The sequence below is a fragment of the Paracoccus alcaliphilus genome, assembly GCF_028553725.1.
Classification (GTDB): Bacteria; Pseudomonadota; Alphaproteobacteria; order Rhodobacterales; family Rhodobacteraceae; genus Paracoccus; species Paracoccus alcaliphilus.
Genome location: NZ_CP067124.1, coordinates 2,580,705 through 2,600,345, shown reverse-complemented (window position 1 = coordinate 2,600,345; position 19,641 = coordinate 2,580,705). Strand labels below are relative to the sequence as shown.

Sequence of the window (19,641 nt, the reverse complement as noted above, 5' to 3'; positions counted from 1 at the left end):
AGGACCGGGCATGACGGATTCCGAAATCTATTATCGTCCCCTGCCGCTTTTGTCGGGTGGCCGCTGGCGGCTGGCGGGCGGTCCGGTCGGATTTTCGCAATTCGAGCTGCTGCGCCGTGGCGCCGCGCCCGAGCTGAGCGATGCCGCGCCCGATTACGTCATCCGGGCGCTGACCGCGCCAAGGGCCGATATTCTGGGCCTGTCCATGGATCGTCCCCGGATCATGGGCATCGTGAACGCGACACCGGACAGCTTTTCGGATGGCGGCAGCTATGATCCTGCCGCCCATGCCGCCGCCCAGATCGCGGCGGGGGCCGAGATGCTGGATATCGGCGGCGAATCCACCCGCCCCGGCGCGCAGGAAATCCCCCCGGCCGAAGAAGTCGCCCGTATCCTGCCGGTGATCGCGGCGGCTGGGCCGGTGCCGGTCTCGGCCGATACGCGCAAGGCCGCCGTTGCCGATGCCGCGCTGAAGGCCGGGGCGGGGATGGTCAATGACGTCTCGGGTTTTGATTTCGACCCCGGCATGCCCGGTATGGTGGCCCACCACGCGGCACCCGTTTGCCTGATGCATGCCCAGGGGTTGCCTGCGGATATGCAGGACGATCCGCGTTATGACGACGTGCTGCTGGATGTCTATGACGCGCTGGCGGCGCGGATCGCGCGGGCCGAGGCTGCGGGGATCACGCGCGACCGCATCATCGTCGATCCGGGAATCGGCTTTGGCAAGACGCTTGAGCATAATCTGGCCATCCTGCGGCGGATTTCCCTGTATCATGGGCTGGGTTGCGCTATTCTTCTGGGCGTGTCGCGCAAGGCTTTCATCGGCACCATCGGCGGAGCGAGGACAGCCGCCGAACGCGGGCCGGGAACGCTGGCGCTGACGCTTGCGGCAATTGCGCAGGGAATACAGATACATCGGGTGCATGACGTGGCAGAGATCACGCAGGGGATCCGGTTGTGGCAGGTTTTGAGTGAAGGATCAGGCAAGTGAGCAGAAAGCTTTTTGGAACCGACGGCGTTCGCGGCCGCGCGAACAGCCATCCCATGACGGCCGAGATGGCGCTGCGGCTTGGCGCGGCGGCAGGCCGCTATTTCCGGCGCGACGGGCGCAACGGACATCGCGTGGTGATCGGCAAGGATACGCGCCTGTCGGGCTATATGCTGGAAAACGCGCTGACGGCGGGGCTGACCTCTACGGGCATGAACGTGCTGCTGCTGGGGCCGGTGCCGACGCCTGCGGTGGGCTATCTGACGCGCTCGATGCGGGCCGATCTGGGGATCATGATCTCGGCCAGCCACAACCCGGCCGAGGATAACGGCATCAAGTTCTTCGGCCCCGACGGCTTCAAGCTGTCGGACGAGGCCGAGATCGAGATCGAACGCATCGTCACCGGCGAGATCACCCCCGCCCAGCCGCAGAATATCGGTCGCGCCAAGCGGATCGACGACGGGCGCGGGCGCTATGTCGAATATGCCAAGACCACCTTCCCGGCGGGTCAGCGGCTGGACGGGCTGAAGGTGGTGGTGGATTGTGCCAACGGCGCCGCCTATCGCGCCGCGCCTGAGGTGCTGTGGGAGTTGGGCGCCGATGTGATCCCCGTGGGCGTCGAGCCGGACGGGTTCAACATCAACGAGGGCGTGGGTTCGACCCATCCCGAGGCCTGCGCGGCGGCAGTGCTGCGACATGGCGCGGATCTGGGGATCAGTCTGGACGGCGATGCCGATCGGGTGGCGATCATCGACGAAAAGGGCCAGCTGGCCGATGGCGATCAGATCATGGCGCTGCTGGCCAGCCGGTGGGCCGATCAGGGGCGGCTGCGCGGCGGCGCGCTGGTGGCCACGGTGATGTCCAATCTGGGGCTGGAGCGTTATCTGGGCGGGCATGGGCTGCGGCTGGAGCGGACGGCGGTGGGCGACCGCTATGTCGTCGAGCGAATGCGCGAAAAGGGCTTCAATCTGGGCGGCGAGCAGTCGGGCCATATCGTGATGACCGATTACGCCACCACCGGCGACGGGCTGATTGCCGCAATGCAGTTCCTTGCCGCGCTGACCGACAGCGGCATGGCCGCCAGCCAGCTTGCCGCCCAGTTCGAACCGGTGCCGCAATTGCTGAAGAACGTGCGCTATGCCAGCGGCTCGGACCCGCTGTCCGCCGCGCAGGTTCAACTGGCGATTTCCGATGCCGAGATCCGGCTGGCCGGAACGGGCCGGGTGCTGATCCGCAAATCCGGCACCGAGCCGCTGATCCGGGTCATGGCCGAAGCCGAGGATGAGACCACATTGCGTGAGGTCGTGGACGGGATCGTCGCGGCGGTGGAACAGGCGGCCTGAGGGATTGCGTCCCGCGAAGGTGGGGGCGCTGCCCCCACACCCCCGAGGTATTTATAAGGAGTGCGAGGGATCAGGGTTCTTCGCTGGTCGGGTCGTGATCGTAGAGCCAGTCGAAGCGCGACAGGGCGAGTTTGGGGGCGAGGCGGTCGGCGAGTCTGAGGGCGCTGTGACCGATCAGGCGGCGCAGGCCGGTCAGGTGATAATTGCGGGCATTCGCATTGGCGGCGGCGACGATGCGGGTGGTGCGGTCGCGACGTGAGGCCTCGAACCGGGACAGGGCCTGTGGTTGATCCGGGATGGCGTCGAGGCAGGCGGCGAGATGCCAGGCGTCCTCGATCGCCATCACCGCGCCTTGCGCCATGAAGGGCAGCGTCGGATGGGCGGCATCGCCGATCAGCACCAGATGGCCGTTTTGCCAGTTGCGTGCGACCTCGTGGCGGAAAAGACCCCAGATATGGACCTGCTCGACGGCATCGAGCCAGTGCGGCACCGGCCCACGGAAATCCGCGAAGGCGGCGCGCAGATTGGCCGGGTCGTCCTGATGCGACCAGCCTTCCTCTTGCCAGGCATTGCGCTCCATCACGGCGACGATGTTGCGCAGGCCGCCGGCCAGCGGATAGCTGACCAGATGGCGGCCCGGCCCCATGAAGACCTGCGCGCAAGGTGTTGCATCGCGATCAGGGATGACGGTGCGCCATGCGGTCTGATGGGTGAAGAACGGCGCCTCGCGGCCGTTCAGGATCTGCCGCATCCGGCTGCGCAACCCATCGGCGCCGATGGTCAGATCGGCCTCCGGCGGGGTCTGGATGTCGCTGCCCAGCCGCAGGGTGACGCCTGCAGCCTGCACGGCACCGGCAAGGCAGTCGATCAGCCTTGCGCGGTGGATCAGGCGGAATTCGGCATTGGGCCGGTGTGCCAGCATGTCCAGACGCAGCACGCGCGCGCCTTGCATGTTGCGAAGCTCCACCGCGTGGCTGCGCAGCGAGATCCTGGCCAGTTCGGGACCCAGTCCCAGCGCATCCAGCACCCGCATGGCATTGGGCGACAGTTGCAACCCGGCGCCGACCTCGGTGATGGCGGGGGCGCGTTCATGCAGCGTGACGCGGGCGCCGCGTCGGCTGAGAGCCAATGCGGCGGTCAGGCCCGCGACGCCGCCGCCGATGATGGCGATCTGCCGATCCTGCAAGCTGCCCATTGCGCCCCTGCCCTTTTTTTGCCGTTCCGTCATGAACAACCCGCCGGATCAAGGTTGACCGGCGGGCGGAGTCGTCATCGGTCCCGACCATGCGGGACCGCAGGCTGGATCAGTCGTCGCGATGCACCCTTTCGCGGCGTTCGTGGCGTTCCTGCGCCTCCAGCGTCATGATCGCGATGGGGCGCGCGTCCAGCCGTTTGAGGCTGATCGGCTCTCCGGTCATTTCGCAATAGCCGTATTCACCCGTCTCGATGCGACGCAAGGCGGCGTCGATCTTGCTGACCAGCTTGCGCTGGCGGTCACGGGTGCGTAGTTCCAACGCCCGGTCGGTTTCCTCGCTGGCACGGTCGGCCAGATCGGGAACACTGCGGGCGCTTTCCTGCAAGCCTTCAAGAGTTTCCGCCGATTGGTCCAGCAATTCCTGTTTCCAGGCTTCCAGCTTACGGCGGAAATATTCGAGCTGACGCTCGTTCATGAAGGGTTCGTCTTCGGCGGGACGGTAATCTTGCGGGAGAAAGGTCTGGGCTTTCATTTGTCCTCCGGCGGCGCCGGGCGGGGTCTGGAAATCCGGCACCTTGCGCGCCCCATTAAAGTATGCGGTTGTGCTTGTCACTAGCGGAAAGACGTCTATTTGTCCGCAATCGGGTGGAAATGCCCGCGTGAGGGCAAATCCGGGCAATCGTTTCACGCGAAAGGGGATATTCGATGCAGTTCACGGGGCAAATCACCGGCCGGTTCACGGGCACCGATCGCTATGTCGCGCCGCCCGATCTGTCGATGGCCGTCAATGCCGCCGTCACGCTGGAACGTCCGCTGCTGGTCAAGGGAGAGCCGGGCACCGGCAAGACCGAACTGGCGCGGCAGGTGGCGCAGGCGCTGGATCTGCCGATCATCGAATGGAACGTGAAATCGACGACCAAGGCCCAGCAGGGGCTGTATGAATATGACGCCGTGTCGCGTTTGCGCGACAGCCAGTTGGGCGATGCGCGGGTCCATGACGTGGGCAATTACCTCCGCAAGGGCAAGCTGTGGCAGGCCTTCGAGGCCGATGCCAAGGTGGTGCTGCTGATCGACGAGGTGGACAAGGCCGATATCGAATTCCCCAACGATCTGTTGCAGGAACTGGATCGGATGGAGTTTCACGTTTACGAGACCGGCCAGACGATCCGCGCGAAGCACCGCCCCGTGGTCATCATCACCTCGAACAATGAAAAGGAACTGCCCGACGCCTTCCTGCGCCGCTGTTTCTTCCACTTCATCCGATTCCCCGATGCCGAAACCCTGAGGGCCATCGTCGATGTCCACTATCCCGGCCTGAAGCCGCGCCTGCTGGATGAGGCGCTGAACCAGTTTCTTGAACTGCGCGAGGTGCCGGGGCTGAAGAAGAAGCCCTCGACCAGCGAGTTGCTGGACTGGCTGAAACTGCTGCTGGCCGAGGATCTGTCGCCCGAGGACCTGCGGCGCGAGCCCTCGCAGATGCTGCCCCGGCTGCATGGCGCGCTGCTGAAGAACGAGCAGGACGTGGCACTGTTCGAAAAGCTGGCCTTCATGGCGCGGAGGCAGCGATGATCCCGATCATCCGGCCGCTGGAGACGGGCGACAGGCAGGGCTGGCAGGCGCTTTATGACGACTATCACCGGTTCTATCACCGCCCGGATCTGCCGCAGAGTTTTTTCGATCAATGTTTCCAGCGGCTGATGTCGGGTGATGCGGGCGATTACAAGGCGCTGGTGGCCGAGGTCGATGGCACGCTGGTCGGGGTCGCGCATTACCTGTTCCATCCGCATATGTGGTATCCCGAGGGCACCTGCTATTTGCAGGACCTGTTCACCGCCGCCGAGGCGCGGGGCAAGGGCGTCGGGCGCGCGTTGATCGAGGGCGTTTATGCCGCAGCCGATGCGGCGGGCGTTCCGCGCGTCTATTGGCTGACGCAGGAATTCAACTATGCCGGTCGGATGCTCTATGACCGGGTGGGAGAGCACACGCCCTTCATCCGCTATAACCGCCCGTTCTGACCGCTGCGGGCCGGGGGGCGTCTTTCTTCGTTGCAACCCCGGTCGGGACAACCCTACTCTGCCGGCAAGCAAGGAGGAGTTCACATGACCGACGACATCGCCCTGTCTTTCGACACGCTGACCGTTCATGCCGGAACCGGGCCCGATCCCGCGACCGGGGCGCGGCAGGTGCCGATCTATCAAAGCACGTCCTATCAGTTCCGCGATGCCGCCCATGCGGCGCGGCTGTTCGGCCTGCAAGAGGTCGGATATATCTATTCCCGCCTGACCAACCCGACGGTGGCGGCCCTGCAGAACCGGGTCGCGGCGCTGGAGGGCGGCGCGGGCGCGGTTTGCTGTTCGTCGGGACATGCGGCGCAGATCATGGCGCTGTTTCCGCTGATGGGACCGGGGCGCAACATCATCGCCTCGACCCGGCTTTATGGCGGCACAGTCACCCAGTTCAGCCATACGATCCGGCGTTTCGGCTGGTCGGCGAAATTCGTCGATCTGGACGATCTGGACGCGCTGCGGGCCGCCATCGACGACGACACCCGCGCGATCTTCTGCGAATCGATCAGCAATCCGGGCGGCTATGTCACCGATATTCCCGCCGTCGCGCAAATCGCGGATGAGGCGGGCATTCCGCTGATCGTGGACAATACGCTGGCCACGCCCAAGCTGTGCCGCCCGATCGAGATGGGCGCGACTCTGGTCGTCCATTCGCTGACCAAGTTCATGACCGGCAACGGCACGGTGACCGGCGGCGCGATAATCGACTCGGGCCGCTTCGACTGGTCCGCCAGTGACAAGTTCCCCTCGCTCAGCGAACCCGAGCCCGCCTATCACGGGATGAAGTTCCACGAGACCTTCGGCCAGCTGGCTTTCACCTTCCACTCCATTGCCATCGGGTTGCGCGATCTGGGCATGACCATGAACCCGCAGGGCGCCCATTACACGCTGATGGGGATCGAAACCCTTGGTCTGCGCATCCCGCGCCATGTCGAGAACGCCCAGAAGGTCGCGGAATGGCTGGAGCAGGACCCGCGCGTGACCAGCGTCACCTATGCCGGGCTGCCCTCGTCTCCGTGGCATGAAACCGCCAAGAGGCTTTATCCGGATGGTGCCGGGTCGCTGTTCACCTTCGAGATCAAGGGCGGCTATGACGCGGCGGTCAAGATGGTCGATGCGCTGAAACTGTTCAGCCATGTGGCCAATCTGGGCGATGCGCGGTCGCTGGTGATCCATTCGGCCTCGACCACCCACAGCCAGCTGACCGAGGAACAGCAGCGCGCATCCGGCGCCGCCCCCGAACTGGTGCGCCTGTCCATCGGGATCGAGGATCCCGCCGACCTGATCGCCGATCTGGATCAGGCGCTGGCCGCCGCCGTCGGAAAGGGCTGACTCGGGGCCATTCCTGCGGACGACAAAAGGGGGCGCGAACGCCCCCTTTTTCGTGAACGCGGTGATGCCGGATCAGTTGGCCGGTTGGCCCTCATCCGCTGGCGCCGCATCGTCGGGGGCTGCGTGGTCATGGGCCGCATCATCTTGCGCCGCGCCGTCCTGCGGCACCGGCGGATGGCCTTCGGGCAGCTTGCCCCTGCCGCGATGCGCGCCGCAATCGAACCCGTCGCCTTTCAGCGCATAATCGACCTGAACCTGCGCGGTGACCGACAGCTGGCCGGGCTCGACCGGGGTGCGGGCGGCGCTGGCGGCCTCGGCGCGCATCATCATTGGCTGCGGGCCGCCATTCTGCGGCGTGTCGCGGATGACCAGAACCGGCCCCAGTTCCAGCCCGGCGGCTTCGGCCATGATCCCGGCCTTGTGGCGGGCATCCTCGACCGCGTCGCGGCGGGCGCCGTCCTCGGCGGCCAGCCCGTCCTCACGCTGGAAATGGATGCCGCTGATCTCATTGGCCCCCGCCGCGACGATGGCGTCCAGAACCTCGCCCAGACGATCCAGTTCGGTCACCCGCACCGAGACCATGTTCGACGCCTGATAGCCGGTGACACGCGGCGCCCGCCCTTCATCGTAATCGACCAGCGGGTTCAGGTTGATGCCCGAGGTCTGGATCTCGTCCGACTCGATGCCGCTGTCGTTCAGGGCCTCGATAACGGCGGTCTGTTGACCCGCGTTCTGCTCCATCGCGGCGGCGGCACTGTCGGCCTGGGTGCTGACGCCCAGCTGGATCACCGCCAGATCGGGGGCGATCCGGCTTTCGCCCTGCCCGGTGACGGACAGCCGTGGAATCGGGCCGCAGCCCATGCCATGCCCGCCGCCCGGCGCGGCGAATGCGGGCGCCGCCAGCGCCATTGCCAGCCCGGCAGGGATCGCCAGCGCCGCGCGCCGGAAGGTCAGGGAAGTTCGGTTCATGTTCTGCTCCTCATTCAGGAAGGTCAGGTTTACGCCCCGCCACGCGACCAGAACAGGCGGCGGCGGTCAAATGTTCACCGAAATACGATCACAGATACGCCAGATACGCTTTCCTAACACAAGAAATTGCGGTAGTTGATAAGGACTCCCACCACATCGCGACACGGGACGCGCGATGGCCATCTGAGCGACGAATGACAAAATGAACAAACACGCCGCACCCGAATTCGCAATGAGCTTCACGCATGAGGCAGTCCTGCTGGAACGACGGCAGGGACATGACTGGCATCCGCTGGGTCAGGCGCAGTTCTCGGGCGGGGATCTGTCCGCCCGGCTGAACGCGCTGCGCGAGGTGGTGCTGGATGACGGGACGGCGGCGGAAAACGACCTCGACACCGTGCTGATCATTCCCGACGATCAGGTCCTTTACATCACCCTGACGGTGCCGGCGAATTCCGACATCAGCGCCGAGATCGGCCGCGCGCTGGAGCGGATCACGCCCTATGCCGCCGATGATCTGTCCTATGATTGGTGTCTGGCCGAAGGTGGCGATCCCGACAGTCTGCGCGTCGCCGCCGTCGCCCGCCGCACATTGGAAGAGGCCGAGGATTTCGCCGTCTCGCAGGGGTTCCGCCCGACCGGCTTTATCGCCCGGCCCGAGGATGAGCGTTTCGACGGTCAGCCCGATTTCGGCGCCAGCAGGCTGAGCCAGCAGAAGCCCTCGCGCGGCCCGTTCAGCGAAAGCGAGTTGCTGCTGGCCGGGGTGACGGCCGAACAGATCACCGCCCCCGTCGAAGAACGCCCCGCCGCCGACAGGGCAGAGGCAACGCCGCCGGTGATTTCCCGTATCACGCCGCATGTGGTGCCGGATTCCACGCCCGAGCCCGAGCCTGCCCCAGCCCCGGTGGCCGCGCCTGTCATTGACGAAGCGCCGGAACCCGAGACAGCGACCGAACCGCAGCCCGAAGCCCCGGCAGAACCCGCCCCCGTTGCGGCCGTGATCCGCCACGGCGACGTCAAGGCCCCGACGCCCGACCGCGCCCGGCTGAGCGACCGGGCAAAGGCCGTCCATACCCGCGCCGCCGAGGCCCGCACCCAGCGCGCAGCCGCCGCCCCGGCGGATGAGGATGCCGCCCCCGCGCTGCTGGAACGGCTGGCGGCATTTCGTCCCGGCCCGTTCGGCTCGATGCTGGCGGCACTGGTGTTGGCGTTGGTCGTGATTCTGTGGCTGTTCGGCGGCAGTAACCCGACCGAGATCGCCCAGTCTCAGCCCGAGGATGCCGCGCCGGTTGATACGGCCCCTGTCGATACCGCCGCCGTTGATCCCGAAATCGACGATGGCAGCCTTGCCGATATGGACGATCAGGCGCTGGCGCCCGAGGCCGATGCGCTTCTGCCACCGTCCGAGACCGTGCAGGCCGAAACGCCCCCCGCATCGGATCAGGTTCTGCCCTCGGATGCTGTCGAAGGCATCGCGACGGCCACCGATACCGCGTTGCCGCCCGCCTCCGAGGCCATCGAGACCGTGCTGGACGGTGTGACCGCCCCCGCCGAAACCCCGCTTGCCACCGCCCCTGCCGGTGCCGAGGATGATGCCCTGACCGCCGCGCTGAATGAGGCGCTGTCCGCCACGACCAATGACGCGACCGCAGCCGCCCCCAGCGCCGCATCGGAAACGGCGGCTCAGGTGACGCAGGCGGCCCCGCCCCCGGCTGCCCCGGCCAACCGTCCGGCAGCGACGGCGCCCGCTGCGACGCCTTCTGCGACGCCTTCTGCCGCGCCTGCGCCCGCATCGACCTCGGCGGCTTCGGCGGCGGGTCTCAGCAGTTCGGCGCGACCGCGTTCGGCACCCGTCCGCACCGCCCAACCCGCTGCGGCGGACCCTGCCCCGGCGGTCCCAGCCAATCCGCAACCCTATGCGCAGCGTTCGCAGGCCGAGCCTCCCGCCGTCACCGCCGCCCGTCCGGCAGCACGCCCGGCCCGCAGTGCGGCGGCAACGCCCGAACCCGCGCCTGCCCCCGCAGCGCAACCGGCAACGCCGGCAGCCGCCCCGCCGGCACCGGCGGCAGCGAACCCCGCCGTCCGCAGTTCATCGCGCCCGCCTGCCCGCCCCAGCCGCAGCTCTCAGCTTGAGGAGGGCAGCGCGTCCGAGCCGGTTCAATACGCTGCGCCCAGCCGCGCCGAGCTTCAGGAGATCCAGCAGTTGCTGCGTGATCTGCGGACCGCTCAGGCCGGGGTCAGCGGATTGTCCGAAGCCGAGCGTGGTGCCATGATCCGGCTGGCCGACGCCCGTCCTGCCCGACGCCCGGTGGCGGTTTCGGCACCGTCGCAACAGGCCCTGCGCGACAGTCAGCAAGAGGCAACCTCGCAACGTCCCGCCGCCCGCGCCTCGGTCGCGGCGGTCGTGGACACGCCGCCCCCGACCCCATCGGCAGAACCCGCGTCAAGCTCGGCACCTGCGGCCAGCCCGGCGCATTCATCCCGACCCACGGCCCGCCCCGGCAGCATCGCCAACCGCAGCGGAGGCGGAGGAGGAGATGCCAGCCTCGCCCGATCGGCGGTCGATAATGCCATCGCATCGGCCGTATCGGAAAACCAGACCCCATCAGGCGCCGTCGCTTTGACGGCGCTTCGTTCATCTGCGCTGCCGCCCCGTCGCGCCCGCAACGCCGCCGCCCCTGCCGCAACCGCAGCGGCAACGCCGGTGGCCAGTCTGGCCGCGACGCCGGATTCGGTGCGCGGCGCCCCGACGCCGACCGCGCAGCAAGAGGCCGCCGCGCTGGCCGAGCAACGCCGTCAGGATGACGAATTGCAGGCTCAGGCAGAGGCCCGCGCCCGTGCCCGCGCGCAGGCGGATGCCCAGGCCGAGGCACAGGCCCGCGCCCAGGCCGAAGCCCGCGCCCGTGCGCAGGCCGAAGCCGAGGCCCGCGCCGCCGCCGCCCGCCAGCAGAACTACACCCCGCCCGAGGCCGAGAACGAACCAGAGGTCGCCGCCGCCATCCCGCAGGGCCAGTCACCGGCCTCGGTCGCCGCAGCCGCAACCGTCAGCCGGGGGATCCAGATCAACCGCACCCAGATCATCGGCACCATCGGCGCGGGCAAGGCCAGCCGGGCGCTGGTGCGGCTGTCGAACGGGCGCGTCGTCACCCTGCGCATCGGCGACAAGATCAATGGCGGCACCATCACCGAGATCAAGGACAGCCGCATCACCTATACCAAGGGCGGCCAAAGCCACGCGCTTGGCGTTCTGAACGGGCAGTGATCGAAAGGGCGGCGCGAATCAGCCGTCCAGCCGCTCCAGTTCCCAGCCGTCATCTTTCAGCAGTTGCAGCACCCCCTGCTGCCCCGGCAGATGCAGCGCGCCAAAACCCGCAACGATGCCCTTGCCGTCCTCGGCCGCCTCGAATGCGCCGGTGGTCAGCGGCTCGATCCAGCTCTGATTGCGCCGGTCCATCAGCATGGCGCGGGCCAAATCCATCTGCTCATCCACGATCTCGTGTGGCAGGCCCGAGGTTTCATAGGCATCAAAGCGCGCGAATTCCCAGATCCGCCAGACATCCGCATCAAAATAGGCCTCGGTCAGGGTCGCGGCATAGTCATCGGCATATTCCGCGGCGGGCAGATTGGCGCGGATCATGTCTTCTTCCTGATCCGGCGTCAGATCCTCGAAGATCGAAAACACCGTGTCCCAAGGCTCCAGCGGGCGCACGGGGATGTCCAGCTCTTCCGCCCGTGCGGTCAGCATCCGGTCCAGTCCGCCGGGATCGCCTTTCTCGGTCATGCGCTGCATCATGCAGGGCGAAATCCCAACCAGCAGCGCGATATACCAGGGCCGCATGCGCGAGGCGATGATGGCGGGCACCCCGCGCGCCTCGATCGCCGTGGACAGGCGCTGCCATTCATCCTCTGTCAGTCGTTCCGGCAGGGTCGGGCCATTGCTGTCGAACATCAGTTCGGGATCGTTCTGCAGGGCCTCGGTCAGCTGCGCCTCCTGCTCGGGCCCCGCCTCGACATAGAGCAGCGCCGCATCGTCCAGCGCCCCGGCCAGCCGCTGCATCATCGCGTCATGCCGGAAATCGGCGAAGTGATAGGTGCCGACCAGCACGATTTCCGCATCGTCCTTGGTGGCGCGCCACAGATTGCCGCGATGAAAGGGAACAGCGGCCACGGCCTCGTCGATGCGCGCCTGCGTTTCGACGGGCATCTCGGCGATCAGATTGGTACCCACGCATTCAGCAGCAACCGGCAGGGAAAAGAGACAGAATATGGCGGCAGAGACAAAGCGCATGACAAATCCGATGGTTGGTAGACCTCAGACTGTCACAACCCTTGCGGCATGCCAACAGGGCCGAGAGATTGCGCGGCGTCCTGCTGTGAGAAAGGCTGCCCCGCAAGAACTGCCTGCCAGATTCGGACCATCTGGGCAGCCTTGGCCTGCCATGTGAACTCATTCATCACGCGCTCGCGTGCTGCGGCAGCCAATGGACGTAACATCTCCGGATCTTCCGAAATCTTCTGAAGCGCCTGCTGTAAATCCTTGATGATCCTTTCACGATCGCTGATCGGAATACGAATGCCGGTCGCCGGATCAACCAGTTCTCCCGGACCGCCATAGTTGACCACAATCGGAACAAGCCCCATTGCCATCGCCTCAAGCACTGCGCCACCACCGAATTCGCGTATCGACGGAAAGATCAGCAGCTGGGATCGAGATGCGATCTCCTGAACCTCGGCATGCGCCTTCCAACCATGAAAGCAGATCGCATGTCCCACACCGATCGATTGCGCGAGTGCTTGTAGCTCAGTCGCTTGAATACCATCTCCTATGATATCCAGAGTCAGCCTGTTGTCGCGAAGCAAAGGCGCCGCAGCCCGGATCGCCATATCGACGCCTTTGAGAGGCACCAGCCGACCAATGAAGCATGCCCGCAACGGCAGATCACCATTCTGACGAGAAATCAGATTGAAGCGTGCAGGATCAATCCCGTTCTCGGGCATATAGATGGTTTTACGGGCATATTTCTCAGGTATCTCCGCCAGTGCGGAATGCGAACCGCAGATGATTGCGGCACAAGAGCGCAGCATGCGCATCCTGGCTCTTCGATAGCGATACAGGCCCCTGAAATATGACAGTATCTCTCTTTCGCGCCGCTGCTCTTGAGCAAAGCCTTTGGGCCACGGAACACCACCATTGATCGGTCCCAGTATGAAAGGCACGCCCACAGCACGGCATTTGCTTGCCAGCGGGCTGTTCACTGCCGGAGAAAGTGGTGTTATCCGATGCACGAGATCATATTCACCTGCCCTTATTTCAGCGCCAAAACGGCGCCAGACGAGACGTTCAAAATAACCGTATCCCAGCGACGCAAGGGCTTGCGCCATTGTCCAACCGACGCCCTTGCCCACCCCCAGCTTCATCGCCAACCGCCACAGCGGCGCCGCCACCCTTTCGGTGTCGATGGCGGTAAAATCGCGCCCCTCCACCAGACCGCTGCGCAAGAACGCGTCGCGATTGCGCAACTGGGTCACGATATGAACATCCGTCACCTCCCTCAGCGCGGTGGCAAGCGACCAGCCAACCAACGGAACCGATACCCATTCCGGATTGGCGGCCTCGGCAATCAGCAGAGCTTTGATTTTGCGCATCGACCAACATAACCTGTCACAAAGCAACGGCTTCTCTATGGCATTGCGACATCTGTCGGGCGAATCCGATCTGTTTAAAATTGTCGGTGTTTCCGCCCTGTTGACAGCGCCTGATCGCAGGACTAGATATCCGTCGCTAGCACTCACCATGAGTGAGTGCCAACAGCGCAACACTGCAACCTGAAACACCGGAGTGTTCTGAAAATGGCATTCAAACCGCTGCATGACCGCGTGCTGGTTCGCCGCGTCGAATCGGATGAAAAGACCAAGGGTGGCCTGATCATCCCCGACAGCGCGAAAGAAAAACCTGCCGAAGGCGAGATCATCTCGGTCGGCGAAGGTGCGCGCAAGGATTCGGGCGAACTGATCGCGCCGAGCGTCAAGGCAGGCGACCGCGTTCTGTTCGGCAAATGGTCGGGCACCGAAGTCACCGTCGATGGCGAAGAGCTGCTGATCATGAAGGAAAGCGACATTCTGGGCATCATCAGCTGATCCCGGAAATACGCCACCTTCAACGATAAATTCAGGAGAATCAAATGGCTGCGAAAGAAGTCAAGTTTAGCACCGACGCCCGCGACCGTATGCTGAAAGGCGTGAACGTCCTTGCGGATGCCGTCAAGGTCACCCTCGGCCCCAAAGGCCGCAACGTCGTGATCGACAAATCCTTCGGCGCCCCGCGCATCACCAAGGACGGTGTTTCGGTCGCCAAGGAAATCGAGCTGACCGACAAGTTCGAGAACATGGGCGCCCAGATGGTCCGCGAAGTCGCTTCGCGCACCAATGACGAGGCCGGCGACGGCACCACCACCGCGACCGTTCTGGCCCAGGCCATCATCCGCGAAGGCCTGAAATCGGTCGCCGCCGGTCTGAACCCGATGGATCTGAAGCGCGGCATCGACCTGGCCACCACCAAGGTCGTCGAGGCCATCAAGGCCGCCTCGCGTCCGGTCAGCGACAGCGCCGAAGTGGCGCAGGTCGGCACCATCTCGGCCAATGGCGAGGCCTTCATCGGCCAGCAGATCGCCGAAGCCATGCAGAAGGTCGGCAACGAGGGTGTGATCACCGTCGAAGAGAACAAGGGCCTCGAGACCGAAACCGATGTGGTCGAAGGCATGCAGTTCGACCGCGGCTATCTGTCGCCCTATTTCGTCACCAATCCCGACAAGATGATCGCGGATCTGGAAGACGCCTATATCCTGCTGCACGAGAAGAAACTGTCCTCGCTGCAGCCGATGGTTCCGCTGCTGGAAGCCGTGATCCAGTCGCAAAAGCCGCTGCTGATCATCGCCGAGGACGTGGAAGGCGAGGCTCTGGCCACGCTGGTCGTCAACAAGCTGCGCGGCGGTCTGAAAATCGCTGCCGTCAAGGCTCCGGGCTTCGGCGATCGCCGCAAGGCCATGCTGCAGGACATCGCGATCCTGACCGGCGGTCAGGTCATCAGCGAAGATCTGGGCATGAAGCTGGAAAACGTCACCATCGACATGCTGGGCACCGCCAAGAAGGTCACGATCAACAAGGACAACACCACCATCGTCGATGGCGCCGGTGAGAAATCCGAGATCGAAGCCCGCGTGGCGCAGATCCGTCAGCAGATCGAGGAAACCACCTCGGACTATGACCGTGAAAAGCTGCAGGAACGTGTTGCGAAACTGGCCGGTGGCGTTGCCGTCATCCGCGTCGGCGGCAATACCGAAGTCGAAGTGAAAGAGCGCAAGGACCGTGTCGATGACGCGCTGAACGCGACCCGCGCGGCCGTTCAGGAAGGCATCGTCGTCGGCGGTGGCGTCGCTCTGGTTCAGGCCGCCAAGACGCTGGAAGGCGTGAGCGGTGCGAACTCGGATCAGGATGCGGGTGTCGCCATCGTGCGCCGCGCGCTGGAGGCTCCGCTGCGCCAGATCGCCGAAAACGCCGGTGTTGACGGTGCAGTCGTCGCGGGCAAGGTCCGTGAATCGAGCGACAAGGCTTTCGGCTTCAACGCGCAGACCGAAGAATATGGCGACATGTTCAAATTCGGCGTCATCGACCCGGCCAAGGTCGTGCGCACCGCGCTGGAAGATGCCGCCTCGATCGCTGGCCTGCTGATCACCACCGAAGCCATGATCGCCGAAAAGCCCGAGCCGAAAGGCGCCGGCGGCGGCATGCCCGACATGGGCGGCATGGGTGGCATGGGCGGCATGATGTAATCAGCCGCTGCCATTGCAGTCACGCAAAGGGCGCCCCGGTGGCGCCCTTTGTCATTTGCCCGGCCGTAAGCCACAAAAACGGCCGCGCAGGGCGGCCGTTCGGGAATTGCGGTGGTGTGGCGATCAGCCGGTGATCAGCGGCTCTACACCCAGGGAGTTGCACAGCGATTTCAACCGCGCCTGCGCCACCTCGCCCATCAGGTCGCGGCCGGTGCGGGTCAGGCGCAAATTCAGATGCCCTTTCTTGCGGTCAAGGGTCAGGCTGCCCGCGCAACCCGGATCATCGACCGAGAACATGGCCCCGAAGCGCATCGCCTTGCCCAGGGTCTCGGCATCGCGGGTCTGATCTGCGGACAGCAGCCCGAACAGCGGTGCCATCGGCGAATTGGCGCGGCTGTTCTTATAGCGATGCAGCAGCGCCAGCCCCAGAAACACCCGTTCGGGATGGCTGAGCGCGGCCATGTTGGCGCGGGTCACATTGTCGAAGCAGGCCTCGGCCCGGTAATCGGGATGGGCGCGCCATGTCGTGTCATGCAGCAGACAGGCGGCGCGGATCAGGCGGTCCCGCTCGGGCGGGACATCGGCGAACAGGGGTTGCAGGAAATGATACAGCTTCTTGCCGAAGCCGGGCACGCGGCTCATCTGCCGTTCGGTAAAGCGGGCGGATTCGATCAGCGGATCGCGCTTGCGCAGGCTGTCGGACATATGCTCGTACAGCAGCCCCTCGCGGATGCCATAGCTTGACACGGCCAGTTCCTCGGGGGCGAAGGTCGAGACCATCTCTGACAGGACCTGCGAGGCCAGCGGCACCAGTTCCATCCGCGACGAGGAAATCCCCACCCGGCTGCGCAGCTCGTTCAGGTCGGTTTCGCCGATCCATTCGATGGTCCTGGCAACATCCTGCGGGGTCATGCGGTATTCGTGCAGCACCGTCATCGGGTATTGCCGCCGCTCCATGTCCAGCCGCGCGATGGCTCGCCATGATCCGCCGACCAGATACAGCCGCTGGTGATGCGTTCCCATCTTTTCGGCCAGTTCGGCCATGATGGCACGGATATGCTTTTTCAGCCCCGACTTGCCGCCCGCCACCTGCTGCAACCGGAACGGCCCCAGTTGCGACGAGGCGCGCTGGCCGACCTTGCCTTGTGCAACCTCGGCCACCTCCATCGAGTTGCCGCCGATATCGCAGACCAGCCCGACGGCATCCGGCCAACCCAGCAGCACCCCCTGCGCCGACAGCCTCGCCTCTTCCTCGCCTGCGATCACATGCAGCTTCAGGCCGGTTTCACGCTCGACCCGCTGTTGAAAGGCGGGACCGTCCTCGGCCTCGCGCACGGCGGCGGTGGCGACGCAGGTCACCGGCATGATGTCCATGCCCCGCGCCAGCGCGGCAAAGCGGCACAGCGCGTTGAAGCCGCGCTCGACCCCGGCGGGGTTCAGCCTGCCGGTCGTCGCCATGTCCTGCCCCAGCCCGGCCATGATCTTTTCGTTATAGAAATAGGCCGGAGACCGCGCCGCGCCGTCGAACACGACCAGCCGGATCGAGTTCGAGCCCACATCGACCACGCCGACCCGTTTCAATGCCCGTTTCGGCAGGGTGACGAACGCCTTTTCCAAAGGCTCGATCTGCTTGCCGGAGGTGGTCCGTACGCCGTTCATTCAAGCCTCCTGCTTGCGCATCAGGGTTCATGTATCGTCACGGCCCGCCCGTCAATCGGCAGAATGGGTCAGGGCCGGGACATCGCGCGCCCCCGCGGTGCCCCGTCCCGACAAAGACGGATTTTCCATGAAAAAGCGATGACAGTTGAAAAGATCGTCGCGGCCATCGGGCAGATAGCGCACCGAACGCCCGTCGGGCAGCAGCAGCCAGCTTTGCGCCTCGTCGGCCATGTTGGCGGCCATGACCTGACTGACGATCTGCGCCTTGACCGTTTCATTGACGCATTCCACCAGCGTCTCGACCCGGCGGTTCAGGTTGCGATCCATCCAGTCGGCCGAACTGATGAAGACCCGCGCCTTTTTCGACGGCAGCCCGAACCCGTTGCCGAAACAGACGATCCGCGAATGTTCCAGATAGCGTCCGACGATGGACTTTACGCGAATATTCTCGGACATCCCCTTGATACCAGGCCGTATTCCACAGATGCCGCGCACGATCAGGCTGACCTTGACGCCGGCATTGCTGGCGGCATAAAGCGCCTCGATCACGTCCTTTTCGATCAGCGAATTCATCTTGGCCCAGATCGCCGCCTGACGGCCTTGCCGGGCATATTCGGCCTCTCGCGCGATCAGAGAGATCAGCCGGTCCTTCAGATCAATGGGCGAGATCGCCAGATTTTCCAGACCATCCGGCTGAACATATCCGGACAAGTAATTGAAAACCTTGGTCGCATCGCGCCCCAAGGATGGATCGCAGGTGAACAGCGACAGGTCGGTATAGATGCGCGCGGTGATCGGGTGATAGTTGCCGGTCCCGTAATGGGTATAGGTGACCAGATTGTCGCCTTCCCGCCGGACCACCGTGCTGATCTTCGCATGGGTCTTGTAGTTCACAAAACCATAGACGACATGCGCGCCCGCCCGCTCCAGCCGCCGTGACTGGCGGATATTGGCGGCCTCGTCGAAGCGCGCCTTGAGTTCGACCAGCGCGGTGACGGATTTGCCCGCCTCGGCGGCCTCGCACAGGGCCTCGACGATGGGACTGTCGCGGCTGGTGCGATAGAGCGTCTGCTTGATCGCCAGCACATCGGGATCGCGCGCCGCCTGCGCCAGAAACCGCACCACCATGTCGAAAGTTTCATAGGGGTGGTGAAGCAGCATGTCCTTTTGCCGGATCGCCGCGAACATGTCGCCGTGATGGTCCTGCACCCGTTCCGGCACGCGCGAGGTAAAGCCCGGCCACAGCAGATCGCGGCGCGAATCCAGTACCAGTTCGCGCAGATCGGCCATGCCCAGCAGGCCCTCGACCTCGATCACCTCGTCGGGGATGACCTCCAGTTCCTCCATGATCAGGCGACGCAGCCGGTCGGGCGCGCCTGCGGTGATCTTCATGCGGATGACGCTGCCACGGCGGCGGCGTTTCAGCGCGGTCTCGAATTCGCGGACCAGATCCTCGGCCTCTTCCTCGACCTCCAGATCGCTGTCGCGCAGCACCCGGAAGGCGCAGTAATCCGCATCGCGATGGCCCGGAAACAGGCTGGGCAGATGCATCAGCAGCAACTCCTCCAGCCGCAGGAAGCGCTGGCCGCCCGGCAGCGGCACGAAACGGCGCAACTGCGCGGGAACCGGCAGCAGCGCCTGCATCCGCCGCCCGTCGCTTTGCCGCGCCAGTTCCAGCGCCAGCGAAAAGCCCGCATTCGGGATGAAGGGGAACGGATGCGCCGGGTCGATCGCCAGCGGCGAGACCACGGGGAACACCTTGTCCTCGAAATAGCGGCGCAGATATTCCTCTTCGGCGCGGGTGACGTTGTTGCGCGACAGGATCATGATGCCTGCCTCTTCCATCTCGCGCCGGATGCGGTTCCAGACGCCCTGCTGCGCGCTCATCAGGCGGCGGGCGTCGGCATTGATCAGGTTCAGCTGTTCGGCCGGGGTCAGCCCGTCATCCGAGGGCGTGGTGTTGCCCTCGCGCACCAGTTCGCGCAGCCCGGCGACGCGGACGGTATAGAATTCATCCAGATTGGTCGCGCTGATCGAGACGAATCGCAACCGCTCCAACAGCGGCACGCGGGGATTGCGCGCCTCGTCCAGCACCCGCCAATTGAAGGACAGCCAGCTGAGTTCGCGATTGAAAAAGCGTGACGCCCCTTCGGGCACGCCTTCAGGGGGTTCGACAGGCTGGGGAAAGGCGTTGCGAAGGAAATCGGCTTGGGTCATCGGGTCATCTGGCGTTGGGGGCGCGGCCTTGCCGGTGCGC

15 protein-coding genes are annotated in these 19,641 nt (G+C 65.1%); 8 read left to right on the top strand and 7 right to left on the bottom strand.

The annotated features are described in order from the left end of the window. Positions 1 to 10 precede the first annotated feature (10 nt). Both folP and glmM read left to right on the top strand, forming a co-directional pair. Positions 11 to 994 (top strand): dihydropteroate synthase, encoded by a 984-nt coding sequence (gene folP, locus JHW40_RS13415; RefSeq protein WP_090614033.1) that lies wholly within the window; start codon positions 11 to 13, stop codon positions 992 to 994. Then, entirely contained in the window at positions 991 to 2,334 is a 1,344-nt protein-coding gene (gene glmM, locus JHW40_RS13410) for a phosphoglucosamine mutase (protein WP_090614035.1), read from the top strand. Before folP ends, glmM begins: the two co-directional genes overlap by 4 nt. 70 nt (positions 2,335 to 2,404) lie before the next feature. On the opposite strand, the gene JHW40_RS13405 is transcribed toward glmM, so the two are convergent. Both JHW40_RS13405 and dksA read right to left on the bottom strand, forming a co-directional pair. After that, positions 2,405 to 3,562, bottom strand: a complete 1,158-nt coding sequence (locus JHW40_RS13405) for an FAD-dependent oxidoreductase (RefSeq protein ID WP_139208197.1) — start codon at positions 3,560 to 3,562, stop codon at positions 2,405 to 2,407. A gap of 76 nt (positions 3,563 to 3,638) precedes the next feature. Continuing rightward, on the bottom strand, positions 3,639 to 4,061 hold the full coding sequence (dksA, locus tag JHW40_RS13400) for an RNA polymerase-binding protein DksA (protein WP_090614041.1): 423 nt from the start codon (positions 4,059 to 4,061) through the stop codon (positions 3,639 to 3,641). Between the two features lie 173 nt (positions 4,062 to 4,234). On the opposite strand from dksA, the gene JHW40_RS13395 reads away from it, so the two are divergent. The 3 genes from JHW40_RS13395 (at position 4,235) to JHW40_RS13385 (ending at position 6,927) form a co-directional block, all read left to right on the top strand. Continuing rightward, positions 4,235 to 5,098: an AAA family ATPase gene (locus tag JHW40_RS13395; protein WP_090614044.1), complete on the top strand. Its 864-nt coding sequence runs from the start codon at positions 4,235 to 4,237 to the stop codon at positions 5,096 to 5,098. Beyond that, entirely contained in the window at positions 5,095 to 5,544 is a 450-nt protein-coding gene (locus tag JHW40_RS13390) for a GNAT family N-acetyltransferase (RefSeq protein ID WP_090614047.1), read from the top strand. The genes JHW40_RS13395 and JHW40_RS13390 overlap by 4 nt, the downstream gene beginning before the upstream one ends. Before the next feature lie 84 nt (positions 5,545 to 5,628). Beyond that, positions 5,629 to 6,927: an O-acetylhomoserine aminocarboxypropyltransferase/cysteine synthase family protein gene (locus JHW40_RS13385; protein ID WP_090614049.1), complete on the top strand. Its 1,299-nt coding sequence runs from the start codon at positions 5,629 to 5,631 to the stop codon at positions 6,925 to 6,927. Positions 6,928 to 6,999: 72 nt separating this feature from the next. Here JHW40_RS13385 and JHW40_RS13380 read toward each other — a convergent pair whose 3' ends face one another. Beyond that, positions 7,000 to 7,896, bottom strand: a complete 897-nt coding sequence (locus tag JHW40_RS13380) for an SIMPL domain-containing protein (RefSeq protein ID WP_090614052.1) — start codon at positions 7,894 to 7,896, stop codon at positions 7,000 to 7,002. A 202-nt stretch (positions 7,897 to 8,098) separates the two neighbouring features. On the opposite strand from JHW40_RS13380, the gene JHW40_RS13375 reads away from it, so the two are divergent. Continuing rightward, the gene (locus tag JHW40_RS13375; protein WP_090614054.1) at positions 8,099 to 11,158 is read left to right on the top strand and encodes a hypothetical protein; all 3,060 of its coding nucleotides are present in this window, start codon (positions 8,099 to 8,101) and stop codon (positions 11,156 to 11,158) included. A gap of 18 nt (positions 11,159 to 11,176) precedes the next feature. Here JHW40_RS13375 and JHW40_RS13370 read toward each other — a convergent pair whose 3' ends face one another. After that, the gene (locus tag JHW40_RS13370; protein ID WP_244519256.1) at positions 11,177 to 12,124 is read right to left on the bottom strand and encodes a TraB/GumN family protein; all 948 of its coding nucleotides are present in this window, start codon (positions 12,122 to 12,124) and stop codon (positions 11,177 to 11,179) included. A 92-nt stretch (positions 12,125 to 12,216) separates the two neighbouring features. Further along, entirely contained in the window at positions 12,217 to 13,542 is a 1,326-nt protein-coding gene (locus JHW40_RS13365; RefSeq protein WP_090614059.1) for a glycosyltransferase family 4 protein, read from the bottom strand. Positions 13,543 to 13,746: 204 nt separating this feature from the next. Here JHW40_RS13365 and JHW40_RS13360 point away from each other — a divergent pair, with 204 nt between their 5' ends. Together JHW40_RS13360 and groL are read left to right on the top strand one after the other, a co-directional pair. Then, positions 13,747 to 14,034 (top strand): co-chaperone GroES, encoded by a 288-nt coding sequence (locus JHW40_RS13360; RefSeq protein WP_090614061.1) that lies wholly within the window; start codon positions 13,747 to 13,749, stop codon positions 14,032 to 14,034. A gap of 44 nt (positions 14,035 to 14,078) precedes the next feature. Further along, positions 14,079 to 15,725, top strand: a complete 1,647-nt coding sequence (gene groL, locus JHW40_RS13355; RefSeq protein ID WP_090614064.1) for a chaperonin GroEL — start codon at positions 14,079 to 14,081, stop codon at positions 15,723 to 15,725. Positions 15,726 to 15,848: 123 nt separating this feature from the next. Here the strand turns inward: groL and JHW40_RS13350 are convergent, their stop codons facing one another. Further along, positions 15,849 to 17,384 carry a Ppx/GppA family phosphatase gene (locus JHW40_RS13350; protein WP_090614067.1) on the bottom strand — a complete coding sequence of 512 codons (1,536 nt, stop codon included), beginning with the start codon at positions 17,382 to 17,384 and terminating at the stop codon, positions 15,849 to 15,851. Positions 17,385 to 17,435: 51 nt separating this feature from the next. Further along, positions 17,436 to 19,601: an RNA degradosome polyphosphate kinase gene (locus tag JHW40_RS13345; protein ID WP_090614070.1), complete on the bottom strand. Its 2,166-nt coding sequence runs from the start codon at positions 19,599 to 19,601 to the stop codon at positions 17,436 to 17,438. Between the last annotated feature and the right edge of the window lie 40 nt (positions 19,602 to 19,641).